The following is a 26349-nucleotide window of genomic DNA, read 5'->3' on the forward strand; positions in this document are numbered from 1 at the left end:
CCTGATCGGGGCCATGAGTCAAAAGCTCAGAGGGCTATCTGGCCTCATCGCTGGCAAGCCAGCTCCCACAGTGATTGCGTCGTACACAAATTATCTGAGCCGACCAAAACCCTGTGGGAGCGGGCTTGCCCGCGATGAGGCCGGCACGCTCACCACAAGGTCAGAGGATCACTTTTTCTTCAGGCACTCACTCATGAACGCCTTGCGCGCATCGCCGCTCAGGGCTTTGGTTTTCGCGTCGGCGTTGCAGGTGGTCATCTTCTGCTGTTGCGGGGTCAGGGCCTTGGCATCATTGGCCGCCGGCGCTGCCTTGAGGCAAGTGCTCATGAAGGTTTTGCGCTCATCGCCTTTCAGACTCTTGGCGGTCGCATCGGCATTGCAGGTGGTCATTTTGTTCTGTTGCGCCGTGGCGGCGAAACCCTGGGAACACAGGAGCAAACCAATCATCAACAACGGGACACGCAACATCTTCATGGAGTTTTCTCCTTGTCGCCGCTTCGATGGAGGCGGCCTCTGCTGGAGTGTAGCCAAATCCTGTTACATCTTCCTGCCTTCCAGGTGGCTGCGGCGGTACTGCTCCGGCGTGCAACCGGCCTGCCGCGCGAACATGGCGATAAACGCCGAGCCGCTGCTGTAGCCGAGATCAAAAGCGATTTCCTGCACGCTGTGCGACGTTTCCAGCGCTTCAATTGCGGCGAGATAGCGCAGACGCTGGCGCCACTCACCGAAACTCATCCCCAGCTCTCGAACAAACTGCCGCGCCAACGTGCGCTCGCTGACATGCACCTGCGCAGCCCAGTGCGCCAGCGGCTGGTTGTTGCCTGGCTGCGCTTGCAGCGTTTCAAGAATCGCCAGCAATCCGGGGCTGCTTGCATACGGCAGATAACACTCATGCACCGGCGCCTGTTGCAGTTGATCGACCAGCACCTGAGCCAGACGCTGATCAGCATCCAGCTCGGGAATCTTCACGTCACGGGCGGCGAAGTCTTTGAGAATCGCCTTGAGGATATCGCTGATCGCCAATGTGCAGGCCCGCGCCGGCAACTCGGCGCAAACCTTGGGATCGAGACAGACCGCCCGGTAATTGACCGGTTGATGACTGTAGAAACTGTGTTCGACCTGCGGCGGCACCCACACCGCGTATTGCGGCGGCGACATGAAACGACTGCTATCGACGTCCATGTGCAACACCCCGTGAGCGGCGTATTCCAGAGTGCCCCACGGATGGCGGTGCGGCGCGGCAAACTCATGGGCGTTGAAATCGGCGTAACGGAAGTACACCGCTGACGGCAGTTCGCTGAAATCGAGCAGATCGATGTGTTTACTGTTCATGCTGTCCGCTTTCAGTGCCAGGTTGTCTGGTTCGAAGTATAGGGCTGCATCCAGACAGGGGATAATCACGTTTCATCAACGTACTGGTTTCAACGCATGCAATACGCTTTTCCCCTGCTGGCGATCTTTATCTGGGCCGGCAACACCGTGATCAACAAACTCGCGGTCGGCGCGATCTTTCCGGCCGAGATCGGTTTCTACCGCTGGCTGTTAGCCGGTTTGCTGTTCACCCCGTTCATGCTCAAACAAGTGATCGCGCACTGGCCGCAGATCCGCCCCAACCTGGGCAAGATTTTCGTCCTCGGCGTGCTCGGCATGGCGGTGTATCAAAGCCTCGCCTACTTCGCCGCGACCCTGACCACGGCAACCAACATGGGCATCATCCTGTCGCTGATGCCATTGATGTCGCTGGCCATGGCAATCATCAGCCTCGGCCAGCGCCTGACTGCCGGTGCGTTGGTGGGTGCGGTGCTGTCGTTTGCCGGTGTGCTGGTGGTGGTGTCGTCGGGCAGCCTCGGCGCGTTGCTGCAACACGGCGTGAATTTGGGCGATGCGATGATGCTGATCGCCACGCTCGCCTATGCGATTTACAGCACCTTGCTGAAGAAATGGCAGCTGCGCCTGCCCCCGCTGGTGTTGCTGTATTTGCAGGTGCTGGTAGCGATTGTGGTGTTGTTTCCGCTGTATGCCGCCTCACCGAAAACCGGGCTGACGCTGCAGAATATTCCGCTGGTGTTGTATGCGTGCCTGCTGGCATCGATGGTCGCGCCGCTGGCGTGGATGCAGGCGGTGATGCGCCTCGGGCCGAGCCGGACCACACTGTTCTTCAACTTGCTGCCGTTGATTACCGCGCTGATTGCGGCGCTGGTATTGAAGGAACGACTGGCGATGTATCACCTGGTGGGTGGTTTGCTGACGTTGGGCGGGGTGATTCTTTCCGAGCGCTGGACGACGGTGTTGGGCCGCAAACTCAGCGTTGCCTGATGTGACCTTTTGTAGGGTTTGTGGTCTCTGTGGCGAGGGGATTTATCCCCGATGGGTCGCGCAGCGTCCCCCGCTTTTTTGGGGCCGCTGCGCGACCCATCGGGGATAAATCCCCTCGCCACACCTAATTCACTGCACCTCAACGGTTACAGCCCGGCAGCCTTCAGGCGCGCCGCATGCTCGACAAACAACCGCACCGGATCCGCGCCCTTGCCCACCAGCCCCAGCGACTGGTTGACGATGTCGAAGTGATCCAGCGGATAGTCGTCGCCAATCACCGTGCCCAGATGCGAGCTGTAACGCCCGACCATCCCGTCGCACTGTCCCGGCTCACGGACAAAGGTTTTCGCAAACAACCGACAGCTGCGATTGGTCCCGTCGAACAGATTGCCGCCACGATCCGTCTTGCCCGGCTGCAACGTCCCCGACCACGAGTAATAGCGCACGCCGTTGACCTCTTCCGGCCCGTGGCCACCCCAGGTTTCAGGCAGGCCCTGTGGATAACGCTGATTGAACAGCGCCACGCCTTCAGTGGTCAGCGAATGATGCGAGGCGTGGATATCCACGGGCAGTTTCGGCCCGTGATAACCGGTATCCAGCAACGCCATCAGCCAGCCGACAAAACGCAGCAGCACTTCGAGGATACGACCCTTGGCGCTGTCTGCGGGGTAGTGTTTGTGCAGATAGTCGGCCAGTTCCGAACCATGATTGGGCCCGGCCACCGAAGTGACCGACGCCACCAGATCCGGGCGTTTCGCTGCGGCATAACGCGCCGTCAACGAGCCCTGACTGTGGCCAAACAGATTGACCTTCTGCGCCCCGGTTTCGCGCAAAATCTCGTCGATGAGCGCGAGTAACTGCTCGCCACGCACCTCGGTCGAATTGAGCGGCGACACCTGCACCGCAATCACAGTTGCACCACCACGGCGCAACGCCTTGATAATCCCGTACCAATACGGATAAAGCACCAGCCGGATAAACCCGAGCATTCCCGGCACCAGCACCAATGGATAACGCGTCGACATGGGCAAACATCCTTGTGGTCGGTAAGTGGATGCAAGGCGTGCAAAACACCCGCCAAGCATCCGCTGTAATGATGACAACGCAGCGTTCAGCCTACTTCAGCCCTGCAACCCCCGCCACAATCAGGCCACCTGGAACTCCCTCGCGAGTTCAAGCAAGCGCTGCTCAGCCTCGGCCACCGATACCGCGAAAGTGCGTTCGGCAGACTCCTCACCTTCGGCCGCGACCACCGTGACGTCGTTGATGCCGATAAAACCCAGCGCCGTGCGCAGCCATGGGTCGGCGTGATTCAGTGCCTCCAGCTCACCGCCCGGACCGAACCCGAAACCGCCGCGACTGGTGACGATCAACGCCCTCTTGCCCTGCAACAACGGTGTGTACTGGGCCACACCGTTGTCGAGCGTGTGATCGAAGGTCAGGCCCAATCGCACAATCTGATCGACCCAGGCCTTGAGGCCGCTGGGCACGCTGAAGTTGTACATCGGCGTGGAAATCAGCAACAGATCGTGGTCGAACAACTCGCCAACCAGTTGATCGCTGAGTGCCAGATCAGCCTGCATCGACAGCGACCGAGCATCGGGCTCGGGATGGAATGCCGCCGCGACAAAGGCCTCGTTGACCGCCGGAATCAGCGCCCGGCCGACTTCACGACGCGTCACTTGAGCCTGTGGATGACGCACCTGCCAGGCGCTGAGAAAACCTTCCGCCAGACGCCGCGAGTGCGAACGGTCGCCGCGCGGGCTGGCATGGATCACAAGAATTTTGCTCATCTGTACTTCCTCCGGACTAGAATCCAACTGCTTGTGGCTTGCAGCTTGAAGCTCGTAGCCGCCCGACTTCAAATGAGCAAAAATCAGTCGGGATGAATCCATTTCATCCATGGAGTTTCAATGTTCGCTTCCTTGCCGTTGACCGCCCTGCGCGCCTTTGAGTCCGCTGCACGCTTGCTGAGCTTCAAGGCCGCAGCCGAAGAATTGTCGGTAACGCCAACGGCGGTCTCCCATCAGATCCGTGTGCTGGAGGATTGGCTCGGCGTGGCCCTGTTCGAACGTCTGCCGCGCAAGGTGCGCCTGACAGAGGGCGGCGAGCGGCTGTTCCGCAGCCTGCATGGCGCGTTGCTGGACGTGGCGCAAAGCGTCGACACCTTGCGCCCGCAACGCAGTGGCAGCAGCCTGATGCTGTCGACCACTGCCGCGTTTGCCGCGCTGTGGCTGGTGCCGCGCCTCGGGCGGTTTTATGCCAGGCACCCGAACATCAATGTGCGCCTGGACACGCATTGCGAAGTCATCGATCTGCATCAGGACGCCAGCGTAGATCTCGTGCTGCGCTACAGCCTCGACGATTACCCGAATCTCTACGGTTTGTGCCTGTTCGATGAATCGTTCGGGGTTTACGGCTCGCCAGAACAAGTGGCGCTGGCGGCGCGGCGCACGCCGGCGCTGATCAGCGTGCGCTGGCACAACTCGAAACTGTATGCCCATGGCTGGGACGCGTGGTGCGCAAAGTCCGGTGCGAACTGGCTGAATCAGCATCCGGCGATTCGCGAATACGATGAAGAGCATTACGCGTTGCAAGCGGCGATCGCCGGGCAAGGCTTGGTGCTGGCGAGCAATATTCTGGTCTCGGAAAGCATCGCCAGCGGTTTGCTGGTGCCATTTCAAGGCGATGTGCAGGTCGACGGTGCCGGCTACAGCGCGCTGTGTGTGCCGGGGCGCGAGCGGCATCCGCCGGTGCGGGCGTTTTTTGCGTGGTTGCAGGAAGAAGCACTTTTGTCTGGCCTGGCGCCAAGATCGCAGCCTTCGGCAGCTTCGGTGTAGATCCGATAAAACTTTTCCGCTCGCGCATCACTCACAACCTGGGTAGGCGATCGCGCCTGTAGAGCGTGGCGCCAATCGGATTAGCCTCCAGGAGACTGAAATGAGCGACGACCTGCATCTGTCAGATGTCAAAACACTGCGCGAACGCGCACGGCTACACGTGGAAAACGGCGCAGTGACCGAGAGTTACAGTGCCAACCGTGAAGAGGTGCTGCGCTTGCTCAACGAATCGCTGGCCACTGAACTGGTCTGCGTCTTGCGCTACAAACGTCACTACTTCATGGCCAGCGGTCTGAAGGCCAGCACGGCCGCCGATGAGTTCCTTGAGCATGCCGTTCAGGAAGCCCAGCACGCCGACCGACTGGCCGAGCGCATTGTGCAATTGGGCGGCGAACCGGAGTTCAATCCGGACATGCTGTCGAAACTGTCCCATGCACAATATGTAGCCGGCAACAGCTTGAAGGAGATGGTCTACGAAGACCTGGTCGCCGAGCGGATCGCGATTGATAGTTATCGCGAGATCATTCAGTACATCGGCGAGAAAGATCCGACCACCCGCCGCATCTTCGAAGACATCCTCGCGCAGGAAGAAGAGCATGCGGATGACATGGCTGACATTCTGAAAGATCTGTAAACCTTCAAAATCGCCATCGCGGGCAAGCCCGCTCCCACATTTGGAACGCATTCCAGATGTAGGAGTGAGCCTGCTCGCGATGGGTCGAAAATCAGAAACAAAAGATCGCAGCCTTCGGCAGCTCCTACAGGGAAATGCGTTCCTCTGTAGGAGCTGCCGAAGGCTGCGATCTTTTGATCTTGGCCTACTTGGTTGGTTTGACGGTAACCGGTGCCTTGCCGGCCTTCATCTGCTCCAGCAACGGCGCGCACTGATTCGGCTCGCCACCGCTCGGCGCCACCAACGCCAGCAGCCCCGCCGCCGGTGCGGCAATCACGCCCAACGCCACCATCCCCGCGCCGCGCAACAACAGCGGGACTGGTTTGACGCCGGCGCTGGGTTTGATGAACTTGCCGCGCACATACAGCGGCGAACGTAGCGAGATCAAACGCCAGCCCTTGGATTCTGGCGTCACCGTCAGGTCCAGTTGCTCGGTCGCCATGTTCGCCGTGCCGTCGATATAGATAATCGCGTTCTCGGTATCGAAGACAAACAGCTGCGTAGTCGCCAGACCAGTCTTGATATCGAAGTCCGCCGCTGCGCAGTTGATCTTCACTTCCTTGTCGCCAAAGATTTTGCCGACCACGTAGTTGCCGACGTTGAGGCCTGCCAGTTCCATCAGTTCACGACTGATCGCGCCGTCATTGATCAGCATCTTCAGATTTCCGTTGGCGCCGCCCAGCAACTTCGCTACCGAGTTACCGCGTCCGCTGATATTGGCGTCACCGTTGAGCTCGCCGAAACTGGTTTTCATCGGCTCGAAGGTCGGGAACAGCTCCTTGAGTTTGAACCCGCGCGCCGTCAATTTGGCCCGGCCTTCAAGCGGCTCGGTGCGACCATTCAGGCGAATTTGCGCATCGAGTTTGCCGCCAGCCACGCCGAAGCGCAGCGGCTCCAGACTGAGTTCGCCGTCGTTGAGTATCAAGTGGGTATAAAGGTCGGTGAACGGCAGTTTTTCGCTGTGGACGATACGCTTGCCGGTGAACTCGACATCGGCGTCCATCGCGCGCCAGCGGTCAGTTTTGAACTCGTCTACCGGCAACACTTTGTCTGCCGGTTGCTTGCTCTCGCCGCTGCCAGTCTTTTGCTTGTCGTTCGAGTCGGCGCCGATCAACGGCCCGAGGTCAGCGAACAGCAGTTGGTTGGACACCAGCGCGCCGCTGAGTTTTGGCCGTGGCTGGCTGGCGACGTAGGTCAGGTCACCGTGAATGTCACTGCTGCCGATCTTGCCGTTGAATTTCTCATAAGTGAATTTTGCGCCGGCCTCGTCATGCAACCTGGCGATCAGGTGACCGTCGGTGGCGTACGGTGGCGTGTCCGGCAGGGTCACACCGGTCAGCGGGTAGAGGTTGCCGAGGCTGTCACCGGCCAGTTTCAGACGCAGGTCGAGGGCGCCCAGGTTGAGCGGGTCGGTCAGGGTGCCGGCCAGCTCAATGCTGGTATCGCCAATTTTCGCTTGGGCTTGCAGCGGGAACGGTTTGCTCGAGTCCTGCAAGGCCAGCAGCCCGCCGACCTTGCCCTGGCCGCTGAGTTTCTGGCCGTGATACTGACCTTTTACCTTTAAGGCAAACGCATAGTCCTGCGGTGCGCCGACCTTGTCCTGCGTGGTTTTCGCCGCTTTGTCGCCGACGATATCGCTGTACGGAATCGGCTTGCCCAGAGGATCGATCAGCACATCAAGGTTGGTCTTCAAGGTCTGGTCATCAAGGGTGACGTGGCCCTTGTCGAACTTGATGGCGCCGATATCGACGACCCAGTTCGACGGCTCGGCATTCGGATCCTTGGGATCGAACTTAAACGTCCAGTTGGCGCGGCCGTCGGCCAGACGTTGCAACTCGGCATTGGGTTCGGTCAGGTCGATGCGCGGGATCACCACGCGCTGCCCCAGCAAGGCCAGCGGCGAAATACGCAACTCGACGCGCTTGAGCGTGACCATCTGCGGCTGCTTCGACCAGTCCGGGTTGCCTAGGCTCAAATCCTCGGCGACCACATGCGGCCAAGGCACCCAGGCGCGCCAGCCGCCTTCATCCGGCTCGCGCTGCCAGACCACCGCGAGGTTGCCGTTGATGGCAAACGGTCGGTGCAGTTCTTCCGAGACTTTGGCGTTGAGCGGCGGTTTGATCCGGTTCCAGTCGAAGAACACGATGATCAGTACCAGTACGGCCAGAAGCAGTACGAGGATGGCGAAGGTCCAGCTGAAGATTTTTCCGGTGCGCGTCATGCACATAACTCCTGATCACCACCGCACGCCAAACACACGACGCACAGCTGAAACGGCGGGCCAAAGCGGCCCAATATGAAATCTGTGACTGGCAAAAGGCCCGCAGGTTTAATCGAAAGACCGATTAAGACGCAAAAAGCCGCGCCAAATCCGACCGATCGGTCAGGCAGCGTTACCGCCACCCGCACTTTTGCGAGGCGCGAGTGGGTCGAAAATACCCACTGCGGTGCAAAAGCGCCCCTCTGGAAGGCCCGTTCTAGAGCCTTCCGCCAGAACAATCAATTCTGTTGATTATTACCATTGCGTTTATGAACTTTTATATCGACTTATCGAGAGTAGCATTGCCCTCGTACCCACTTTATCGCCCTCCCAAGGAGCAACCCATCATGAAACGCCAATTACTGCTTAGTCTTACCCTTTCGATGCTAGCCAGCACTGCCTTCGCTCTGCCCGCTGCCGAACAAGCCACTCCGCAAGTCAAAGACAGCCACTCGGTGTTCAGCCAAACCCTGGCCGAAGACGGCTACGACAAAACTCCACAAGGTCAACTTGCCGAGAACGGTCGCAATCGTCTGGAAGAAAAAGGTCTGGTTGAAGACGGCTACGACAAAACCCCACAAGGCCAGGCTCTCGCCGAAAACGGTCGCAATCGCCTGGAAGAAAAAGGTCTGGTCGAAGACGGCTACGACAAAACACCACAAGGCCAAGCTCTCGCCGAAGGTGGTGGTGACCGTGTGATCGAACGCAACAGCGCTGTGAGCTAAGCCCATGGCGGCCCTGAAAAAAAGCCCAGTCCCCGGATTGGGCTTTTGCCTTTTTGGCCGCAGCCATTAATAAGTCGCTATTTCCCCGCTACCTGCCCCGCTGCCGTTCGACGCCGATAAAGCCGATTTGCTAGAGTGCGGCGCTTGTCTTGCCAAAGAACACACCTTGCGATGCTGCCCCGCGCCGAACAGAAACAACAGACCCGCAACGCCCTGATGGACGCTGCCCGCCATTTGATGGAAAGCGGCCGAGGATTCGGCAGCCTGAGCCTGCGCGAAGTGACGAAGACCGCCGGCATCGTGCCCACCGGTTTCTATCGGCATTTTGCCGACATGGACGAACTCGGTCTGGTACTGGTCAGCGAAGTGGGCCAGACCTTCCGCGAAACCATCCGTTTGGTGCGCCATAACGAATTCGTCATGGGCGGCATCATCGATGCGTCGGTGCGGATCTTCCTCGATGTGGTCAGCGCCAACCGTTCGCAGTTCCTGTTTCTGGCGCGCGAGCAGTACGGTGGTTCGTTGCCGGTGCGCCAGGCGATTGGCCGTCTGCGCGAGAACATCAGTTCCGACCTCGCGGCCGATCTGACGATGATGCCCAAGCTCCAGCATCTGGACGCCGAAGGCCTGAGCGTGGTGGCCGACCTGATCGTCAAATCGGTGTTCGCCACCCTGCCGGACATCATTGATCCGCCAGCCGAGGCCTTGCCCGAGCATTTGACGGCGCAGGCGAAGATCACCCAGCAACTGCGCTTCATCTTTATCGGGCTCAAGCACTGGCAAGGGCTGGGCAGTACCGAGTAAAAATCAAAAGATCGCAGCCTTCGGCAGCTCCTACACCGATCTATGTAGGAGCTGCCGACGGCTGCGATCTTTTCTTCGCCGCAAATTGGTGCATGTAAAAATCTTCATGCACCAAAACGCTTCAAATCCCCGCAACATCCTGCAACACCATCTACGATCCGACAGGGATTTCCTACAGATCGCCCGATTGGCAAGCCCCTTGCTCTAGCCTGAGTATTGTCCACTGCTGGAAGCTTTCCGATGCTGGTGATTCATCGCAGAATCGACCCTCAACCCTTCTGGGCCGCCGAGTTGCACCTGACCTTCGAAGCGCGCAGCAAGAGCCGTTTGCGCTGTTTCAGTGCCGAGAACGAAGACGTCGGGTTGTTTTTGGAGCGCGGTCAGCCGCCCCTATATGACGGCGAATGCCTACAGGCCGAAGACGGCCGCATCGTCCGTGTCTGCGCCCGCGCCGAACAACTGCTGCATGTCACCTGTGCCAACGCCTTTGAACTGACCCGCGCCGCGTATCACCTGGGCAATCGCCACGTCGCCCTGCAAGTCGGCGATGGCTGGCTGCGTCTGCTCGACGACTACGTGCTCAAAGCCATGCTGGAACAACTCGGCGCGCAGGTCGAAGCGCTTGAAGCGCCGTTCCAGCCGGAACACGGCGCCTACGGCGGTGGCCATCACCATTCGCGGCACGGCGACGAAGACTTCAACTACGCGCCAAAACTGCACCAGTTCGGCGTGCGTTTATGAACCCAGCCTGGGCGCTGCTGCGCCTGGCCAGTCCGCAATTGCCGATTGGCGGCTACAGCTATTCGCAAGGCCTGGAAATGGCTGTGGATAACGGCCGCGTCAACAACCCGGACAGCGCCCGCCGTTGGATCAGCGATCAGTTGCTGCTCAACCTCGCCCGGTTCGAAGCGCCGCTGCTGCTTGCCCATTGCCAGGCAGCCGCCGAGGAAAACTGGGGCGAATTATTGCAAATCTGCGAAACCCACCGTGCCAGCCGCGAGACTCGCGAGTTGCATCTGGAAAGTCGGCAGATGGGTTATTCGCTGCAGCAGTTGCTCAACGGCTTGCCAGAACTCGACGCGCCGGCCCGAACCTTTCTCGAACAATGCAGCGAACCGCATCTGGCGCTCGGCTGGGCGCTGGCTGCTCGCGCCTGGGGGATCAGCCCGCAGGACGCCCTCGCTGCGTGGCTGTGGAGCTGGCTGGAAAACCAGCTCGCCGTGCTGATGAAAACCTTGCCGCTGGGCCAGCAAGCCGCCCAACGCCTGACCAGCGAATTGCTGCCGTTGCTGCAACAGGCGCAGCAAGACGCGACCCACATCAAACCCGAACACATTGGCAGCGCCGCGTTCGGCCTGTCCCTGACGTGCATGGCCCATGAGCGCCAGTACAGCCGTCTGTTCCGTTCCTAGGGCCCGTCATTTTGAGCCTTTTATTTTGGAGAAGCTGTATGAACACACAACCTCTGCGCATCGGTATCGGCGGCCCGGTCGGTTCCGGTAAAACCGCGTTGACCCTCGCCCTGTGCCTTGCCTTGCGCGAGCGCTACAACCTCGCCGTGGTCACCAACGACATCTATACCCGCGAAGACGCCGATTTTCTGGTGCGCAACGAAGCGCTGGCGCCGGAGCGGATCATCGGTGTGGAAACCGGCGGCTGCCCGCACACGGCGATCCGCGAAGACGCCTCGATCAACCTCGAAGCGGTCGATCAGTTGAACCGGCGTTTTCCGGGGCTGGACCTGATTCTGGTGGAGTCCGGCGGCGACAACCTGTCGGCGACGTTCAGCCCGGAACTGTCCGACCTGACCATCTACGTGATCGACGTCTCGGCCGGCGACAAGTTGCCGCGCAAGGGCGGGCCGGGGATCTGCAAGTCCGACCTTCTGGTGATCAACAAGATCGACCTGGCGCCGCTGGTCGGTGCCTCGCTGGAAATGATGGATAGCGACACCAAACGCATGCGCAACGGCAAGCCGTTCGTGTTCAGCAACCAGAAGACCGGTCAGGGTCTGGACGCAATCATCGCCTTCATCGAACGCCAGGGCTTGCTGACCGCAGCCTGATTCACTTATCAACAAGGAAGCTTATCCATGACACTCAAACGTATTCTCGGCGCCGTTGCGCTGCTGCTGACCCCGGCACTGGCCTTCGCACATCCGGGCCACGGCGACAGCGGCTTGATCGCGGGCATCAGCCACCCGATTGGCGGCCTCGATCACCTGTTGGCGATGGTCGCCGTCGGCTTGTGGGCTGCGCAGCAACAAGGCGCGGCACGCTGGGCGCTGCCGTGCACCTTTGTCGGCACCATGCTGATCGGCGGCATGCTCGGTTTTGAAGGGCTGGAACTGCCGGCGCTGGAAAGCGGGATCGCCGCATCGGTGCTGGCGCTGGGCCTGGCCGTGGCGCTGGCGGTGCGTCCGCCGCTGGTTATGGCGGTGGCGGCGACGGCGCTGTTTGCGTTGTTCCATGGTGTTGCGCATGGGCTGGAATTGCCGGAGATGAGCAATCCGTGGGCGTATGCGGCAGGTTTTGTAGCTGCCACTGCTGCGCTGCATGCCGCCGGTTATGGCGTGGTGCGCTTGTTGCCGCAAGCGGCAGCGCCGTTGGTGCGGTTGGCGGGTGCGGCTTCGGCCATGACTGGTGCCTGGTTGCTGGCCGGCTGATCTCTATTGCCTGATCCGGCCTCATCGCTGGCAAGCCAGCTCCCACAGGTTATTTGGTGCATCCACAATCGTGTAGACACCCAAGATCACTGTGGGAGCTGGCTTGCCAGCGATGACGACCGATCAGACTCCGAGCCTCTAAAGGCTGCCGCTCTGCTACCATGTCGCGCAATCGCCCCAGCCGTGACGACGTCCGCCAATGCCCCATGCTTCCCGCTCCAAATCCCTGCCTGAATTGACCGCCCTGTTCACCGAGGTGCAGCAGCACTTCGTCAACGTGATCGTGCCGCTCTGGCAAGGCCCGGGCTGGAATGCCGACATGGCACTGCCCTACGAAGCACTCGACGCCGCGCACCATCCGTTGCCAGCGCAACGTTATCGGGCGATGGCCTGTGCGCGGCAGCTGTATCTGTTTTCCAGCCTGATCGGCGTTGTGGATAACGCAGCAGAACGCGCGGCCGCGCTGTTCCGTTCTCTGCAACGACACTTCCACGATGCCGAGCACGGCGGCTGGTTCTACAGCATCGATGCGCAGGGCAAACCGCTGGATCAGCGCAAGGATCTCTACACCCACGCGTTCATCCTTTTTGCCTGCGCGCATTACTGGGAAAAGTCCCGCGAGCCGCTGGTGGAATCGACGTTGAACGCCGCGCTGGAAGTCATCGGTCAGCGTTTCGCCACCGGCGATGGCTTGTACGAAGCCTGCCTCGACCGCGACTGGATGACGTTGCAAACCGGCCCGCTGCAAAACCCGCTGATGCACCTCGCCGAAGCCTTCCTCGCCACTCTGCAAGTTCGCCAGGACAGCGCGACGCAACAGGCGCTGCTTGAGTTATGCACAGCCATGCACAAGCGTTTCATCGACCCGCAACATGGTGTGTTGATGGAGAAACCGTTGGGCGTTGTGGATAACTGGTACGAGCCCGGGCACCAGTTCGAATGGTATTTCCTGCTGCAATCGTCAGCGCTGCTGCGCGGTTCGAAATTGCATGCGGCGCTTGATAAGGCCTTTGCCTTCACCGAGCAATTCGGCGTGGAGCAGCCGTCCGGTGCGGTGCGCGCAATGCTTGATCTGGAAATGGACGAACGTGCGAAAGATTCAACCCAGCGCATCTGGGCCCAGGCCGAATACCTGCGTGCGCTGACCTTGCGCCCCGACAGCGAAGCCGTGGTGCTGCATCAATTGCAGGCGTTGCAACAGCGCTTTCTGCATGCCGGTGGCTGGCATGAGTGCCGCGATGAGCAGGGCGAGGTCAGCCGCAAGGACATGCCCTCGACCACGCCGTATCACTTGGCGACGTGCTATCGCGGATTGGCTGACTATCTTCGCTGACGTTTCGCGCAAAGGGATCTGCTGTTGCAAAGGGAATCTTTGTGGAACAGGGGCCTTTGTGGCGAGGGGATTTATCCCCGATGGGTTGCGCAGCAGCCCCGGCTTTTGGGGTCGCTTCGCAACCCATCGGGGATAAATCCCCTCGCCACAGTAAACCCCTTCAGCACAACATTCCCTTACACAATTCCCATCAGCCGTTCTTCAGGCAATCCACTTCTTGTCGCCCGTGAAGCTGATGGTCAACCATCGCGCCGCATCCGGTTTGCCCAGCTTCGCGGAAATCTCTTCACGCAGCGCATCGAGTTGCCCGACGTGCTCCAGTCGGTAATCCGCCGGCAACACCACATGAATCTCGATAAACCGCGCCCGCCCGTGCTTCTGCACGTAGGACACATAATCGTCGAAACCATGCTCGACCTTCACCTCGTCCATTACCTGGCGCACGTGGTCATTCAGCGTGTCCGGCGCGATGCCAAGCACATCGCGTAGCGCCGGGCCGAGGATCTTGAAGGCCGGCGGCAGCATGGTCAGGGCCAGTACGATCAGGATCAGCGGATCGACGTAAACCGCCCACTCGCCATAGCCCTGGGACTTGAGCAGCAGCGCCGTGAGAAAACTGATCAGCAGGCCCACAGAAAGCATCGCATCCACCAGCCAACTGATGTTGTCGAACTGGATCAGGCTGGATTTGAGCTTGCGATTGCGCCGGCGTACATAGAAGAAGTAGGCGAACTCGACCACGGTAAACACGGCGGCATAGATGATCACCAGACCCAACTCAATGTCTCGGCCACCGTCGATGATGCCGAACACGCCGTTGAGAAACGCGTAGATGGCAATCAACAGCAGAAAACTGCCTTCAATCAGCAGCACCATGGGTTCCAGATGCCAGAAGCCGAACTGGAAACGGTGATTGCTTTCCTTGGCGATCAGCTTGGCAGTGATCAGCATCAGTACTTTGATGAATGTTGCGATCAGCGAGAAAAAACCATCGAACAGGATGGATTGGGAACCTGAAACAAAACCGGTGACGATCCCGGCAATCGACACGGCGAACATCAGGATGGTCGATTGTTTGAGCAGCGACTGCTCACCTCGGTTACTCACGTAGCCTCCTCTGAAAACCTTGAAAACCGCGGGGTGCGGTGGGGTTGTTGGGAGAGGAGTCTACCTTATCGGGATTTATTGGCTGTTATGACCCCATCGCTGGCAAGTCGAATCGTCGCACCGCAGCTCCCACAGGTATCGAGTCGGTCACAAGATTATGTCTAGGCCGAAGCCCCTGTGGGAGCTGGCTTGCCAGCGATGGCCGTTATGCGGTCTTAAGCCTTGTTACGCTCGATGGCAAACCCGGCCCAGGTCTGGCTCACCGGCATCAATTCCAGGCTATTGATGTTGATATGCGCCGGCGCATTCATCACCCAGAAAATCGTCTCGGCGATGTCCTGCGGCTGGATCGGCTCGGCTCCGGCGTAGGTGGCGTTGTAGCGCTCCTGATCACCGGCGAAACGCACCAGCGAGAATTCGCTCTCGCACAGCCCCGGCTCAATGTTGCTGACACGCACGCCGGTGCCCTGCAAGTCGCAGCGCAGGTTCAGCGAAAACTGTTTAACAAACGCTTTGGTCGCGCCGTACACATGACTGCCGGGGTAAGGGTAGTTGCCGGCGATGGAGCCGAGGTTGACGATGCCGGCGCCACGACCGTGGGCGATCAGGCGCGGCAGCAGCAAGCGAGTGGCATACATCAGGCCTTTGACGTTGGTGTCGACCATGGTGTCCCAGTCATCCAGATCGCATTTCGGCGCAGGATCAACGCCCAGCGCCAGGCCCGCGTTGTTGATCAGGCCACGCAGTTTGGCGAACGATGGCGGCAGGTTGGCAATCGCCTCCTCCATTGCCTTGCGGTCCCGGACATCAAGCACCAGGCCATGCACTTCGGTCTGTTTCGACAAATCGGCGCACAGAGCGTTGAGGCGTTCTTCACGACGACCGGTCAGCACCAGTTTCCAGCCAGCCTCGGCAAAACGACGGGCGCATGCTTCACCAAAACCGGACGTCGCGCCGGTGATAAACAGGGTGTTGGACATCGTGTTCTCCTTGCTTCGACCGCGAGGGCAGCCATTGGAATAGAAAATCAGCAGGCAGCATGCCCGGCCCGAGATTAACCAGCAACCGTTGCCCGTCCAGGAGCTGCCGCAGGCTGCGATCTGTTGATCTTAAAAACAAGAATCAACAGATCGCAGCCTGCGGCAGCTCCTACAAAAGCGTAAACACTGTATGAAATTTGATCAGTCGTCGCTACGCCATATGCACCGTGGCCTGTAGCCATGTGCACGCATGTTATCCACAGTCCCTTCCACAGTTTCCGGGGGCAAGTGGAAGCGCGCAAAGCCACGCCACACAAGGCTTTGCGGGCGAAATAGAAAGTTTTTTGCTTGACCCTGGAGCGATACCTGTGCGGGACATGGCATTTTGCACGACAGCCCGGTTGGCGAAGTGATTGCGCGAGGCCAGTAACTACGGCCCTTAGCGGGGTCTTTCCAGAGTTTAATCACAGACTTATCCACAGGCTTGTACGCATCAAACCTGCTGCCATGCTGCGCCCACAAAAAGGTTGACAAAGACGTCTGTCGCTCCCGCAAAAACGCCTGATCAAAAAACAACCACACGCCTGCACGCCACGGTTTTAAAGGGCTTCAGCCAGCTACTCCCACGTTATTCACAGCCAGTTCCACAGCAAACGGGGACAAGTCAAAACTGTGGAAAAACAGCCATTTGCAGCGTCTATATGTCGCGCTTTGGCAGGTTGCGGAATTTGTTTTCCACAATTTCAAAATCCGCTTGATGTCACGGCTGGATTCCATGTAGGAGCTGCCGCAGGCTGCGATCTTTTGATGTTGTTTTTAAAGATCAAAAGATCGCAGCCTGCGGCAGCTCCTACAGGGGATTGTGTTGAATTTGAGGAATAAAAAAGCCCCGAGGCTTTCGCGTCGGGGCTTTTGTATAACGATGAGAATCAGTGCCCGCCCAGATAGGCGTTACGCACCTCCTCGTTCACCAGCAACTCCTTACCGGTACCCGTCAGGCGAATCTCGCCGTTGACCATCACATACGCGCGATCCGACAGCTTCAACGCATGGTTGGCGTTCTGCTCGACGAGGAAAATCGTCATGCCGGTTTTCGCCAGTTCCCGCAGGGTCGCGAAGATCTGCTTCACCACGATCGGCGCCAGCCCCAGGCTCGGCTCATCGAGCAGCAACAGCTTGGGTCGGCTCATCAATGCGCGAGCAATGGCGAGCATCTGCTGTTCGCCGCCGGACATGGTCATCGCCCGTTGCGTGCGCCGCTCTTCAAGCCGTGGGAACAGCTCGAACATGCGCTGCATATCCTCTTTGGCGTACTTGTCGCCAATCGGGATGGTGCCCATCAGCAGGTTTTCCTCGACGGTCATGTCAGGGAACACCCGCCGTCCTTCCGGCGACTGCGCAATGCCGTTGGACGCGATGTAGTGCGATGACTTGTGGGTAATGTCGACGCCTTGATAGATGATCTGCCCGTTCGCCGCCCGCGGCTGGCCGAAGATCGACATCAGCAATGTTGATTTCCCCGCGCCATTGGAGCCGATCAGGCTGACGGTTTCCCCTTCATTGATCTGCAGCGAAACGCCTTTGAGTGCCTGGATCGGGCCGTAAAACACGTCCAGGTTTTTCAGTTCGAGGATCGGTTGGCTCATACCAGCTCCTCTTCGTCGGCGCCCAGGTAGGCGGCAATCACTTTCGGGTCGTTGCGGATGGCTTCAGGTCCCCCTTCAGCGATAACGATGCCGTGGTCCAGTACCACGATGTGGTCGGAAATGCTCATTACCATGCCCATGTCGTGTTCGATCAGCACCACGGTCAGATCATGCTCGTCACGCAGCAACCGGATCATTGCGCTCAGCGCTTCGGTTTCCTGAGGATTGAGGCCGGCGGCCGGTTCGTCGAGGCAGATGATCTGCGGCCGCGTGCACATGGCCCGAGCGATCTCCAGACGGCGTTGCTGACCGTACGAGAGCTCACCGGCCAGACGGTTGGCGCAGTCCACCAGATCGACCACTTCCAGCCAGTAGAACGCGCAATCCAGCGCGTCACTTTCAGCCTTGCGATAGCCCTTGGTGTTGAGGATGCCGGCGAGCATGTTGCGGTTGACCCACATGTGCTGGGCCACCAGCAGGTTTTCCAGCACCGACATTTCCTTGAACAGACGAATGTTCTGGAAGGTTCGAGCCAGGCCTGCGCGGTTCACCAGATGGGTACCGCCGAACATTTTGTAGTACATCCGGCTGAGAAAGCTTTTCGGCGAAACGAAGTCGGTCGGTTTGAACGACTCGCCCAGCAGTTGAATCACGTTGGTCTGCTGGCCGCGCACGTTGAGCTCGATCTTGCCGCCGGAGGCTTTGTAGAAACCGGTCAGGCAGTTGAACACCGTGGTCTTGCCGGCGCCGTTGGGGCCGATCAGGGCGAAGATCGAGTTGCGTTTGACCTTCAGGCTGACATCGCTCAACGCCTTGATGCCACCGAAATGCATCATCAGTTTTTCAACAGAGAGTACGACTTCACTCATGGCGCAGTCCTCTCGTAGTGAATGACACCTTTGCGTGGTTTGACCCCGGTACGGCTGATGCGAATCAACCCGCGTGGTCGCCAGATCATCATCAACACCATCAGAATGCCGAACAGCAGCACGCGATATTCAGCAAATCCGCGCAGCAGTTCCGGGGCGACGGTCAGCACGAACGCTGCAATCACCACGCCGATGGTCGAGCCCATGCCGCCGAGGACGACGATGGCAAGGATCAGCGCCGATTCGAAGAACGTAAACGAGGTCGGGTTGACGAAGCCCTGATAAGTCGCGAAGAACACACCCGCCAGACCCGCCGTCGACGCGCCGATGGTGAATGCCGAGAGCTTTACCAGTACGTGGTTGAGGCCCATCGAACGGCAGGCGATTTCATCTTCACGCAAGGCTTCCCAAGCGCGACCGACCGGCATTTTCACCAGTCGATGCTTGATGTACAGCACGGCCAGCACCACGAGAAACAGCACCGCGTAAATGAAGTAATACTTCACGTCCGGGTTGTAAGCGATGCCGAAAAACTCATGAAACGGCACCCCGCCATCCTTCGCCCGCTTGCCGAGCTCCAGGCCGAAGAACGTCGGCAGCGGCGCCGCCATGCCGTTCGGGCCACCCGTGAGGGACAGCCAGTTGTTGAGGACCAGACGAATGATCTCACCGAAGCCCAGGGTCACGATCGCCAGATAGTCGCCATGCAGGCGCAGCACCGGGAAACCGAGGATGCAGCCGGCAAGCCCCGCGGTGATCGCCGCCAGCGGCAGCACCGTCCAGAAACCCAGCCCGAGATACTGATAACCGAGCGCCAGACCATAGGCGCCGATGGCGTAGAACGCCACGTAACCAAGGTCGAGCAGACCGGCCAGGCCGACCACGATGTTAAGCCCTAACCCCAGCAGCACGTAGATCAACCCGAGGATGACCACGCCCAGCAGGTAGGAGTTGGAGAAGAACGGTACGGCCACGGCCAGCAGAACCACCAGCGGAATAATCCAGCGCAGGCTGGATTTGTGATTGGCGGGCAATACATGCACGCCCGATCCGGAGCTCTCGAATCCGTCGAGAATCTTCAGACCCTTGGGCGTTTGCAGGAACAGGCTGAGGGCAAAGCGGCCGGCCATGACGATGGCAATGATCCACGCCACGCGGGTCACTTCAAGGTTGAAGCTATAACCGTCGAGCACGACACCGACGATCGGCCCGAAAACAATCAAGGCAATCAGGCCGGCCAGAATCGCCTCAACCAGGCTTTTTTTGACATCAATGGATTTTTTAGTGGTTGAAGACATCGCTTACACCTTCGACACAAGAGGACGGCCCAACAGGCCCTGCGGCCGGAAGACCAGAACAAGTACGAGCAGCGAGAAGCTGAACACGTCTTTGTAGTCGGAGTTGACCAGGCCGGAGAACAGCGACTCGGAGATGCCGAGGATGATCCCGCCCAACATGGCGCCGGGCAGCGAACCGATCCCGCCGAGTACCGCAGCGGTGAACGCCTTGATGCCGATGATGAAGCCGGCGTAGAAGTCGAAGGTGCCGTAGTTCATGGTGATCAGCACACCCGCGAGTGCCGCCATGGCTGCACCGATGATGAACACGTAGGAAATCACCCGGTCGGTGTTGATCCCCAGAATCGAAGCCATCTTGCGGTCTTGCTGGGTAGCGCGGCACATGCGGCCGAGCTTGGTGTACTTGATGATATAGGTCAGCAGCCCCATGCCGACGAATGCGGCCACCAGAATGAAGACTTTGGTGTAGGTCAGTTGTACGAAGCCGGTACCGACTTCAACCCGCCATGCACCGGTGAGCAGCGTCGGAACGCCCTGTTGTTTGGCGCCTTGGGCGATCTGTGCATAGTTTTGCAGGATCAGGGAAATACCGATGGCGCTGATCAGCGGCGCCAGCCGTGTGGAGTTACGCAGGGGTTTGTAGGCAACACGCTCGATGACCCAGCCATACACCGCCGTGACGACGATGGTGAAGATCAGGGTGCCGAGCATCAGCAGAGGGAAAGATTCGATACCGAAGTACGCCAGCAGAGCCAGACTGATTGCCGCCAGGTAAGCGGAAATCATGTAAACCTCGCCGTGGGCGAAGTTGATCATGCCGATGATGCCGTAGACCATTGTGTAGCCGATGGCGATCAGGCCATAGACCGACCCGAGGGTCAGGCCGTTGACCAGTTGCTGCAGGAAAATACCATCCATAACGCAATCTCACGCAGTGAGAACCTGCACACCCTGGGTGTGCGGTTCTTCTAGGAAAAATACAGATTTACGTCGGAGCAATGTCAGCCACGATCAGCCTGATTACCCCCGCCCCTGTAGGAGTGAGCCTGCTCGCGATGACGGACTCACAGCCAACAGATTTGTTGAATGTTGAACCGCTATCGCGAGCAGGCTCACTCCTACAAGGGATCGGTGGTGATTAACTGATCGCGTCAGCCCTTACTTCTGTTTTTCCAGCTGGTGGTATTTGCCGTCCTTGTCCCATTGGTAAACCACGTAGTCGGAGACTTTCAGGTCGCCCTTGGAGTCCCAGGCTTTCTCGCCCATGACGGTTTTCACCGGGTTTTTCTTCAGCCAGGCAGCAGCTTCTTCGCCCTTGTTGGACTTGGCGCCATTGAAAGCGGCGGCCAGGGTCTGAACCGAAGCGTAGGCGTACAGGGTGTAGCCTTCAGGCTCGGTGCCAGCCTTGCGGAAGGCATCTACCACAGCCTTGCTGTCGGGCAGCATGCGAGGGTCGGCGCCGAAGGTCATCAGCACGCCATCGACGAATTGCGGGCCGCCAGCGGTGGTCACCAGTTCGTCGGTAACGATGCCGTCATCGGACATGAACTTGACGTCTTTCAGGCCTTGCTCACGCAGTTGGCGAACCAGTGGGCCGGCCTCCGGGTGCAGACCACCGAAGTAGACAACGTCGGCGCCAGCGCCGCGGATTTTGGTGACGATGGTGCTGAAGTCTTTTTCGCCACGGGTCAGGCCTTCGTACAACACTGGGGTCACGCCGCGCTTGACCAGTTGGGCCTTGGTGGCATCCGCCAGGCCTTGGCCGTAGGTGTCTTTGTCGTGCAGCACGACGACTTTCTTGCCCTTGAGCACGTCGACGATGTAGTCGCCGGCAACGATGCCCTGCTGGTCGTCACGCCCGCACATACGGAACATGGCGCTCAGGCCGCGCTCGGTCACTTGCGGGTTGGTGGAACCCGGGGTGATCGCGATGATGCCCGCTTCGTCATAGATTTCCGACGCTGGAATGGTCGAAGAGGAGCAGAAGTGACCGACCACGCCGGCAACTTTCTGGTTGGTGAGGTCCTTGGCGACCGTCACGGCCTGCTTCGGTTCGCAGGCGTCATCGCCCTTGACCAGTACGATTTTTTCCCCGTTGACGCCGCCTGCGGCGTTGACCGCGTCAGCCGCCGCCTGTGCACCCTTCATGTACTGCTCGCCAAATGCCGCGTTGGCGCCAGTCATTGGACCCGCTACACCGATTTTCACATCAGCTTGAGCAAACGCAGAAACACCCAACGCAGTAGCCACTGCGAGGGCCAGAAAGCCTTTCTTGTAAAACGTCTGGGACATGAGGTGGTGCTCCAAGGTTTTTTTTAGTTGGCACTGCGACTTCACTTCTCTTGATGCTCAGAGCAAGGGCCGTGCCATCGGTTTTTTATTCTTCAAAAAGTCGCTGCTTTCTTGTTATTTCGACTGTTTCGTTCCCATTTTCATTGGGCGTGCAACCGTCTAAACCGCGGAAGGTGAAACCATTTATTTTTTCAGGCGCAACCCGCTTGCGCCATCATTGCAACCGCGGCACCAATCGACGTGCAACCAGCCTGTAACAGCCCGCGTCACCGAACTGCACACTGCTGGTGCGGGACTGCTACAACCCGCACCATTACAGGCTAGTCGCTAAGCGAAAAAGCGCCGCTTCACGCAACATATTTCAACACTCAAATGACGATGCGCAGGCACTGGCCCGCGTGATACAGCGAGAACCCGGCTTCGTAAAGACAACTGCGCAAGCCCACGCCTGCCAGCGGCTGCATCGGTGCAAAGGGAATCGGCAGGGCCTGAGGGTTGCCATTGCACAGGTAATCGGCGAAGGCCTTGCCGACCACGGTGCCCGTCGTCACGCCACGGCCGTTATAACCGGTGACAGCGACCAGACCGGGCGCCGGTTCGAACAGGCGCATCAAGTGATCGGGCGTGAACGCAATACGCCCGGTCCAGGTGCATTCCCATTCGACAGGTTTCAGATTGGGGAAGTAATGCTGTTGCACCCGATCGGCCCAGGCCTTGAGAAACCAGGCCGGTTTCTGATTGCCATTACCGAGACTGCCCAGCAATAACCGCCCTTCTTTATCGCGACGGATGCTGCTGAGAACCTGGCGCGTATCCCACGACCCCTGCCCGCCCGGCAGAATGTCCTGCGCGGCGTCTTCGGTCAGTGGCACCGAGGCGACCTGATAGTAGTAACCGGGGAAGAAGTTGCGTTTGAGTTCGGTCCAGTCGCCTTCGGTATAGGCGTTGGAGGCGATCACCACTTGCTCGGCCAGCACCGAACCGTGCTCGGTCTGCACCGACCATTGTTGCCCCACGCGCTCAAGTCGAGCGACCGGAGAATGATCAAACATCTGCCCACCGAGGCTGACCACGGCATTCGCCAGACCGGTGACATAGGCCATCGGATTGAGCGTGCCGGCGCGACGATCAAGCAGGGCGGCAGCGATTTTCTGCGTACCGGTGGCTTGTTCACAGGCTTTGCCGGTCAGTAATTCGACCGGTGCGCCACGGCGTTTCCATTGTTGCTCACGACTGCGCAGATCGGCCTCGCCCTTGGCGTTGTGCGCCATGTGCAACGTACCTTCGCGGCGTAGCTGGCAATCGATGTTGTACTTATCCACAAGGCTGAACACCAATGAAGGCGCTGCCCCGAGCATGCGGTTGAGCTGACTGCCGACCGCCTCGCCGAAACCGGCTTCGATCTCGTCCGGCGGGATCCACATGCCAGCGTTGACCAGCCCGACATTGCGCCCGGAACCGCCGTGACCGGCACGATGAGCTTCCAGCACGCAGACGGTTTTGCCTTTTTCCAACAGATGCAGTGCCGCCGACAACCCGGTGAACCCGGCGCCGATCACGCAGACATCAACCTTGACCTCACCCTTGAGCGCCGTGTTATCGGGCCTTAGTGGCGTGAGCTTTTCCCACAGACATTCTTCGCGTAACGGCATTGCCAGACTCCAACAGAAACCTAACCAAATGCGTATGTGGGCCTGCCAAAAGATCGCAGCCTTCGGCAGCTCCTACAAAACCGCAGCCAACCGCAGCCCTGTAGGAGCTGCCGAAGGCTGCGATCTTTTGAGCTTTTCCTCGATCCTCAGTCGAACGTAATGCCCTGCGCCAGCGGCAACTCCAGCGAGTAGTTGACGGTGTTGGTCTGGCGGCGCATGTACCCGCGCCAGGCATCGGAGCCCGACTCACGACCGCCTCCGGTCTCCTTCTCGCCACCAAACGCGCCGCCGATTTCCGCGCCGCTCGGGCCGATATTGACGTTGGCGATGCCACAGTCGCTGCCGACCGCCGACATGAACCGTTCGGCCTCGCGCACATCCGTGGTGAAAATGCACGATGACAGGCCTTGCGGCACAGCGTTGTTCAGGCGCAGCGCTTCCTCGAAATCGCTATAGCCAACCACGTACAGGATCGGCGCGAAGGTTTCGCTGCAGACCACATCGCTCTGCTCCGGCATTTCAACAATCGCTGGCGAGACGTAGTAAGCGTTGGGGAATTGATCCTGCAATTGACGCTTGCCGCCGAACACCCGGCCGCCCTCGCTCAACGCCTGCTCCAGCGCATCCTGCATGTTTTCGAAGCTGTGTTTATCGATCAGCGGGCCGATCAGATTGCCTTCCAGCGGATGGCCGATACGCACTTTCGCGTACGCAGCCTTGAGGCGAGTGACGATTTCTTCCTTCACCGACTCGTGGGCAATCAAGCGACGCAGGGTGGTGCAACGCTGGCCAGCAGTGCCGACCGCGCTGAACAGGATTGCGCGCACGGCCATGTCGAGATCGGCACTTGGACCGAGGATCATTGCGTTGTTGCCGCCCAGTTCGAGAATGCTGCGGGCGAAACGCGCGGCGACCTTCGGCGCCACTTCGCGGCCCATGCGGGTGCTGCCGGTCGCACTGATCAGCGCCACACGCGGGTCATCGACCAACGCCTCACCGGCGTCACGGCCACCGATGATTACTTGGCAGAGACTCGCCGGAGCATCGCTGAAATTCTTCACCACGCGATCAAACAGCGCCTGACAGGCCAACGCCGTCAGCGGGGTTTTCTCCGAGGGTTTCCACACCACCGGGTTGCCGCAGACCAGTGCCAGCGTGGTGTTCCACGCCCACACGGCAACCGGGAAGTTAAAGGCGCTGATGACGCCGACCACGCCCAGTGGATGCCAGGTTTCACGCATGTGGTGGCCCGGGCGCTCGGAGGCGATGGTCAAGCCGTACAGTTGGCGGGACAGACCGACGGCGAAGTCGCAGATGTCGATCATCTCCTGCACTTCACCCAAGCCTTCCTGGGTGATCTTGCCCGCCTCCCACGACACCAGTTCGCCGAGATCGGCTTTGTACTCGCGCAACACTTCACCGAATTGGCGCACCAGTTCGCCGCGGCGCGGGGCCGGCACCTTGCGCCACGCTTCGAACGCATGATCTGCGCGACTGATGTGCTGCTCGACTTCGGCCGGGCCTTCCCAGTTCACGGCGGCAATGCGGCTGCCGTCGATCGGCGAATGCACCGGCACTTTGCCGTTCTGATAAAGGGCCGGGTTCACACCAAGACGATCAAGCAATGCGGCAACCATGGGTCACTCCTCAAGCAAAAAACTGAATGTGTGCGGTCGGTTTTTCACGACCGGGCAGGCCTTTAGTTGTAGCGTCAGTACGGCGAGGCAACAAACGACCTTTACGCGAGATATCATTCCGTTTATTCATGCTGCGCATAGAAAGACAAGAAAAGGATCGGCCATGCTGAACAAACGCCACTTGCCTTCGATCACCGCATTGCAGTGCTTCGAGGCCGTGACCCGGCACCTGAGTTTCACCCGGGCCGCCGAGGAACTGAACCTCACTCAAAGCGCCGTCAGCAAACAGGTCGCGCAACTAGAGGAATTGTTGCAGCACTTGTTGTTCCGCCGGATACGCCGGCGTTTGCAGATGACCCCGGCCGGGGATTTGTATCTGGTGGAAGTCAGAAAAATCCTCACGCAGGTAGAGATGTCGACCCACTACCTGCGTTCCTACGGCGGCGAGACCGAAGTCCTGCGCGTCTCCACGCCTTCGACCTTCGGCGCCCGCTGGCTGGTGCCACGCCTGAAAGGCTGGCGCTTGCGCCATCCGTCGATCCATCTCGACATGTGCAACGAGCAGGAGGCCGACGATTTGCTGCAAGGGCGCAGCGATCTGGCGTTCTATTTCGGCCAGGGTTCACGCCCCGGCACTGAATGCCTGAAGCTGTTCGGCGAAGAGCTTGTGCCGGTGTGCGCGCCCGGCAGCTTGCCCGACAAGCCTTTCACTGATCCGACGCAACTCACCGACCTGGTGCTGCTGCAGAACGCTTCACGGCCACAGGCCTGGCACGACTGGTTCGACAGTCAGGGTTACCAGACCGAACATAGCTACCACGGCCCGCGTTTTGAAACCTTTTATATGTGCATCCGCGCCGCACAGGTCGGCTGCGGTGTAGCGCTGCTGCCACGGTTTCTGGTGGAAGAGGAATTGGCCGACGGCAAACTGGTCATTCCCTGGCAGCATGCAATGCCCAGCACCGACGCCTACTACCTGGCCTACCCGGAACATTCTGCGGAAGTGCCCAAGGTGAGGGATTTTGTGAAATGGATGCTGGAGCAGATCGACAATCCAGGCTGAAATCAGCCCCTTGTGGCGAGGGGATTTATCCCCGATGGGTCGCGCAGCGGCCCCAAAATTTCAAGAGCGACGACTGCTTCGCAGCCGGTCGGGGATAAATCCCCTCGCCACAATTGACCTCACTCAGAATAGAAATCGCTGGCAATCCCCACCGCTGATATGCGCCACTAGCGCCATTGTTCGAGACCG

Annotated in this window: 25 protein-coding genes; 11 read left to right on the forward strand and 14 right to left on the reverse strand. The window is 59.4% G+C overall.

Features of this window, described 5'->3' with window-relative positions:
- Positions 1 to 168: 168 nt before the first annotated feature.
- Positions 169 to 474: a PsiF family protein gene (locus ICA16_RS17510; RefSeq protein ID WP_042557433.1), complete on the reverse strand. Its 306-nt coding sequence runs from the start codon at positions 472 to 474 to the stop codon at positions 169 to 171.
- Between the two features lie 63 nt (positions 475 to 537).
- Positions 538 to 1332 carry an AraC family transcriptional regulator gene (locus ICA16_RS17515; RefSeq protein ID WP_210701142.1) on the reverse strand — a complete coding sequence of 265 codons (795 nt, stop codon included), beginning with the start codon at positions 1330 to 1332 and terminating at the stop codon, positions 538 to 540.
- A 96-nt stretch (positions 1333 to 1428) separates the two neighbouring features.
- Here ICA16_RS17515 and ICA16_RS17520 point away from each other — a divergent pair, with 96 nt between their 5' ends.
- Positions 1429 to 2316 carry a DMT family transporter gene (locus ICA16_RS17520; RefSeq protein WP_210701143.1) on the forward strand — a complete coding sequence of 296 codons (888 nt, stop codon included), beginning with the start codon at positions 1429 to 1431 and terminating at the stop codon, positions 2314 to 2316.
- Between the two features lie 146 nt (positions 2317 to 2462).
- Here ICA16_RS17520 and ICA16_RS17525 read toward each other — a convergent pair whose 3' ends face one another.
- Together ICA16_RS17525 and ICA16_RS17530 are read right to left on the reverse strand one after the other, a co-directional pair.
- The gene (locus ICA16_RS17525; protein ID WP_210701144.1) at positions 2463 to 3341 is read right to left on the reverse strand and encodes an esterase/lipase family protein; all 879 of its coding nucleotides are present in this window, start codon (positions 3339 to 3341) and stop codon (positions 2463 to 2465) included.
- Between the two features lie 120 nt (positions 3342 to 3461).
- Entirely contained in the window at positions 3462 to 4109 is a 648-nt protein-coding gene (locus tag ICA16_RS17530; RefSeq protein WP_210701145.1) for an FMN-dependent NADH-azoreductase, read from the reverse strand.
- Between the two features lie 120 nt (positions 4110 to 4229).
- On the opposite strand from ICA16_RS17530, the gene ICA16_RS17535 reads away from it, so the two are divergent.
- Together ICA16_RS17535 and ICA16_RS17540 are read left to right on the forward strand one after the other, a co-directional pair.
- The gene (locus tag ICA16_RS17535) at positions 4230 to 5156 is read left to right on the forward strand and encodes a LysR substrate-binding domain-containing protein (protein ID WP_210701146.1); all 927 of its coding nucleotides are present in this window, start codon (positions 4230 to 4232) and stop codon (positions 5154 to 5156) included.
- A gap of 100 nt (positions 5157 to 5256) precedes the next feature.
- Positions 5257 to 5790, forward strand: coding sequence for a ferritin-like domain-containing protein (locus ICA16_RS17540; RefSeq protein ID WP_150602601.1), 534 nt, complete (start codon positions 5257 to 5259; stop codon positions 5788 to 5790).
- 184 nt (positions 5791 to 5974) lie between these two features.
- On the opposite strand, the gene ICA16_RS17545 is transcribed toward ICA16_RS17540, so the two are convergent.
- Entirely contained in the window at positions 5975 to 8050 is a 2076-nt protein-coding gene (locus ICA16_RS17545; RefSeq protein WP_210701147.1) for an AsmA family protein, read from the reverse strand.
- 386 nt (positions 8051 to 8436) lie between these two features.
- On the opposite strand from ICA16_RS17545, the gene ICA16_RS17550 reads away from it, so the two are divergent.
- The 7 genes from ICA16_RS17550 to ICA16_RS17580 all read left to right on the forward strand — a co-directional run bounded on the left by ICA16_RS17550 (position 8437) and on the right by ICA16_RS17580 (position 13616).
- Complete coding sequence (locus tag ICA16_RS17550; protein ID WP_210554235.1) at positions 8437 to 8814, forward strand: hypothetical protein; 378 nt, start codon at positions 8437 to 8439, stop codon at positions 8812 to 8814.
- 171 nt (positions 8815 to 8985) lie between these two features.
- A complete protein-coding gene (locus ICA16_RS17555) occupies positions 8986 to 9618 on the forward strand; it encodes a TetR family transcriptional regulator (RefSeq protein WP_150602604.1) in 633 nt (210 codons plus the stop codon).
- 240 nt (positions 9619 to 9858) lie between these two features.
- A complete protein-coding gene (gene ureE, locus ICA16_RS17560; protein ID WP_210701148.1) occupies positions 9859 to 10359 on the forward strand; it encodes an urease accessory protein UreE in 501 nt (166 codons plus the stop codon).
- Complete coding sequence (locus tag ICA16_RS17565) at positions 10356 to 11030, forward strand: urease accessory protein UreF (protein WP_150617982.1); 675 nt, start codon at positions 10356 to 10358, stop codon at positions 11028 to 11030. The genes ureE and ICA16_RS17565 overlap by 4 nt, the downstream gene beginning before the upstream one ends.
- A 38-nt stretch (positions 11031 to 11068) precedes the next feature.
- The gene (ureG, locus tag ICA16_RS17570; protein ID WP_150594068.1) at positions 11069 to 11683 is read left to right on the forward strand and encodes an urease accessory protein UreG; all 615 of its coding nucleotides are present in this window, start codon (positions 11069 to 11071) and stop codon (positions 11681 to 11683) included.
- Positions 11684 to 11710: 27 nt separating this feature from the next.
- A complete protein-coding gene (locus ICA16_RS17575) occupies positions 11711 to 12283 on the forward strand; it encodes a HupE/UreJ family protein (RefSeq protein WP_210701149.1) in 573 nt (190 codons plus the stop codon).
- Between the two features lie 199 nt (positions 12284 to 12482).
- Positions 12483 to 13616, forward strand: a complete 1134-nt coding sequence (locus ICA16_RS17580) for an AGE family epimerase/isomerase (protein ID WP_210554239.1) — start codon at positions 12483 to 12485, stop codon at positions 13614 to 13616.
- Between the two features lie 201 nt (positions 13617 to 13817).
- On the opposite strand, the gene ICA16_RS17585 is transcribed toward ICA16_RS17580, so the two are convergent.
- The 9 genes from ICA16_RS17585 to amaB all read right to left on the reverse strand — a co-directional run bounded on the left by ICA16_RS17585 (position 13818) and on the right by amaB (position 25097).
- Positions 13818 to 14723: a cation diffusion facilitator family transporter gene (locus ICA16_RS17585; protein ID WP_150602608.1), complete on the reverse strand. Its 906-nt coding sequence runs from the start codon at positions 14721 to 14723 to the stop codon at positions 13818 to 13820.
- 215 nt (positions 14724 to 14938) lie between these two features.
- A complete protein-coding gene (locus ICA16_RS17590; RefSeq protein WP_150617986.1) occupies positions 14939 to 15703 on the reverse strand; it encodes an SDR family oxidoreductase in 765 nt (254 codons plus the stop codon).
- Positions 15704 to 16632: 929 nt separating this feature from the next.
- Complete coding sequence (locus ICA16_RS17595) at positions 16633 to 17349, reverse strand: ABC transporter ATP-binding protein (protein ID WP_150594063.1); 717 nt, start codon at positions 17347 to 17349, stop codon at positions 16633 to 16635.
- Entirely contained in the window at positions 17346 to 18218 is an 873-nt protein-coding gene (locus ICA16_RS17600) for an ABC transporter ATP-binding protein (RefSeq protein WP_016985385.1), read from the reverse strand. The genes ICA16_RS17595 and ICA16_RS17600 overlap by 4 nt, the downstream gene beginning before the upstream one ends.
- Entirely contained in the window at positions 18215 to 19516 is a 1302-nt protein-coding gene (gene livM / locus ICA16_RS17605; protein WP_210701150.1) for a high-affinity branched-chain amino acid ABC transporter permease LivM, read from the reverse strand. Before livM ends, ICA16_RS17600 begins: the two co-directional genes overlap by 4 nt.
- 3 nt (positions 19517 to 19519) lie before the next feature.
- Positions 19520 to 20434 carry an ABC transporter permease subunit gene (locus tag ICA16_RS17610; protein WP_042557415.1) on the reverse strand — a complete coding sequence of 305 codons (915 nt, stop codon included), beginning with the start codon at positions 20432 to 20434 and terminating at the stop codon, positions 19520 to 19522.
- A 240-nt stretch (positions 20435 to 20674) separates the two neighbouring features.
- Positions 20675 to 21808 (reverse strand): ABC transporter substrate-binding protein, encoded by a 1134-nt coding sequence (locus tag ICA16_RS17615; protein ID WP_042557414.1) that lies wholly within the window; start codon positions 21806 to 21808, stop codon positions 20675 to 20677.
- Positions 21809 to 22176: 368 nt separating this feature from the next.
- Positions 22177 to 23460: an L-pipecolate oxidase gene (gene amaA, locus ICA16_RS17620; protein ID WP_150617989.1), complete on the reverse strand. Its 1284-nt coding sequence runs from the start codon at positions 23458 to 23460 to the stop codon at positions 22177 to 22179.
- Positions 23461 to 23606: 146 nt separating this feature from the next.
- Entirely contained in the window at positions 23607 to 25097 is a 1491-nt protein-coding gene (gene amaB / locus ICA16_RS17625) for an L-piperidine-6-carboxylate dehydrogenase (protein ID WP_042557412.1), read from the reverse strand.
- Between the two features lie 163 nt (positions 25098 to 25260).
- On the opposite strand from amaB, the gene ICA16_RS17630 reads away from it, so the two are divergent.
- Positions 25261 to 26160, forward strand: a complete 900-nt coding sequence (locus tag ICA16_RS17630) for a LysR family transcriptional regulator (RefSeq protein WP_150602614.1) — start codon at positions 25261 to 25263, stop codon at positions 26158 to 26160.
- Positions 26161 to 26349: the final 189 nt, after the last annotated feature.

Origin of the sequence: Pseudomonas anatoliensis (assembly GCF_017976235.1) — a bacterium.
Classification (GTDB): Bacteria; Pseudomonadota; Gammaproteobacteria; order Pseudomonadales; family Pseudomonadaceae; genus Aquipseudomonas; species Aquipseudomonas anatoliensis.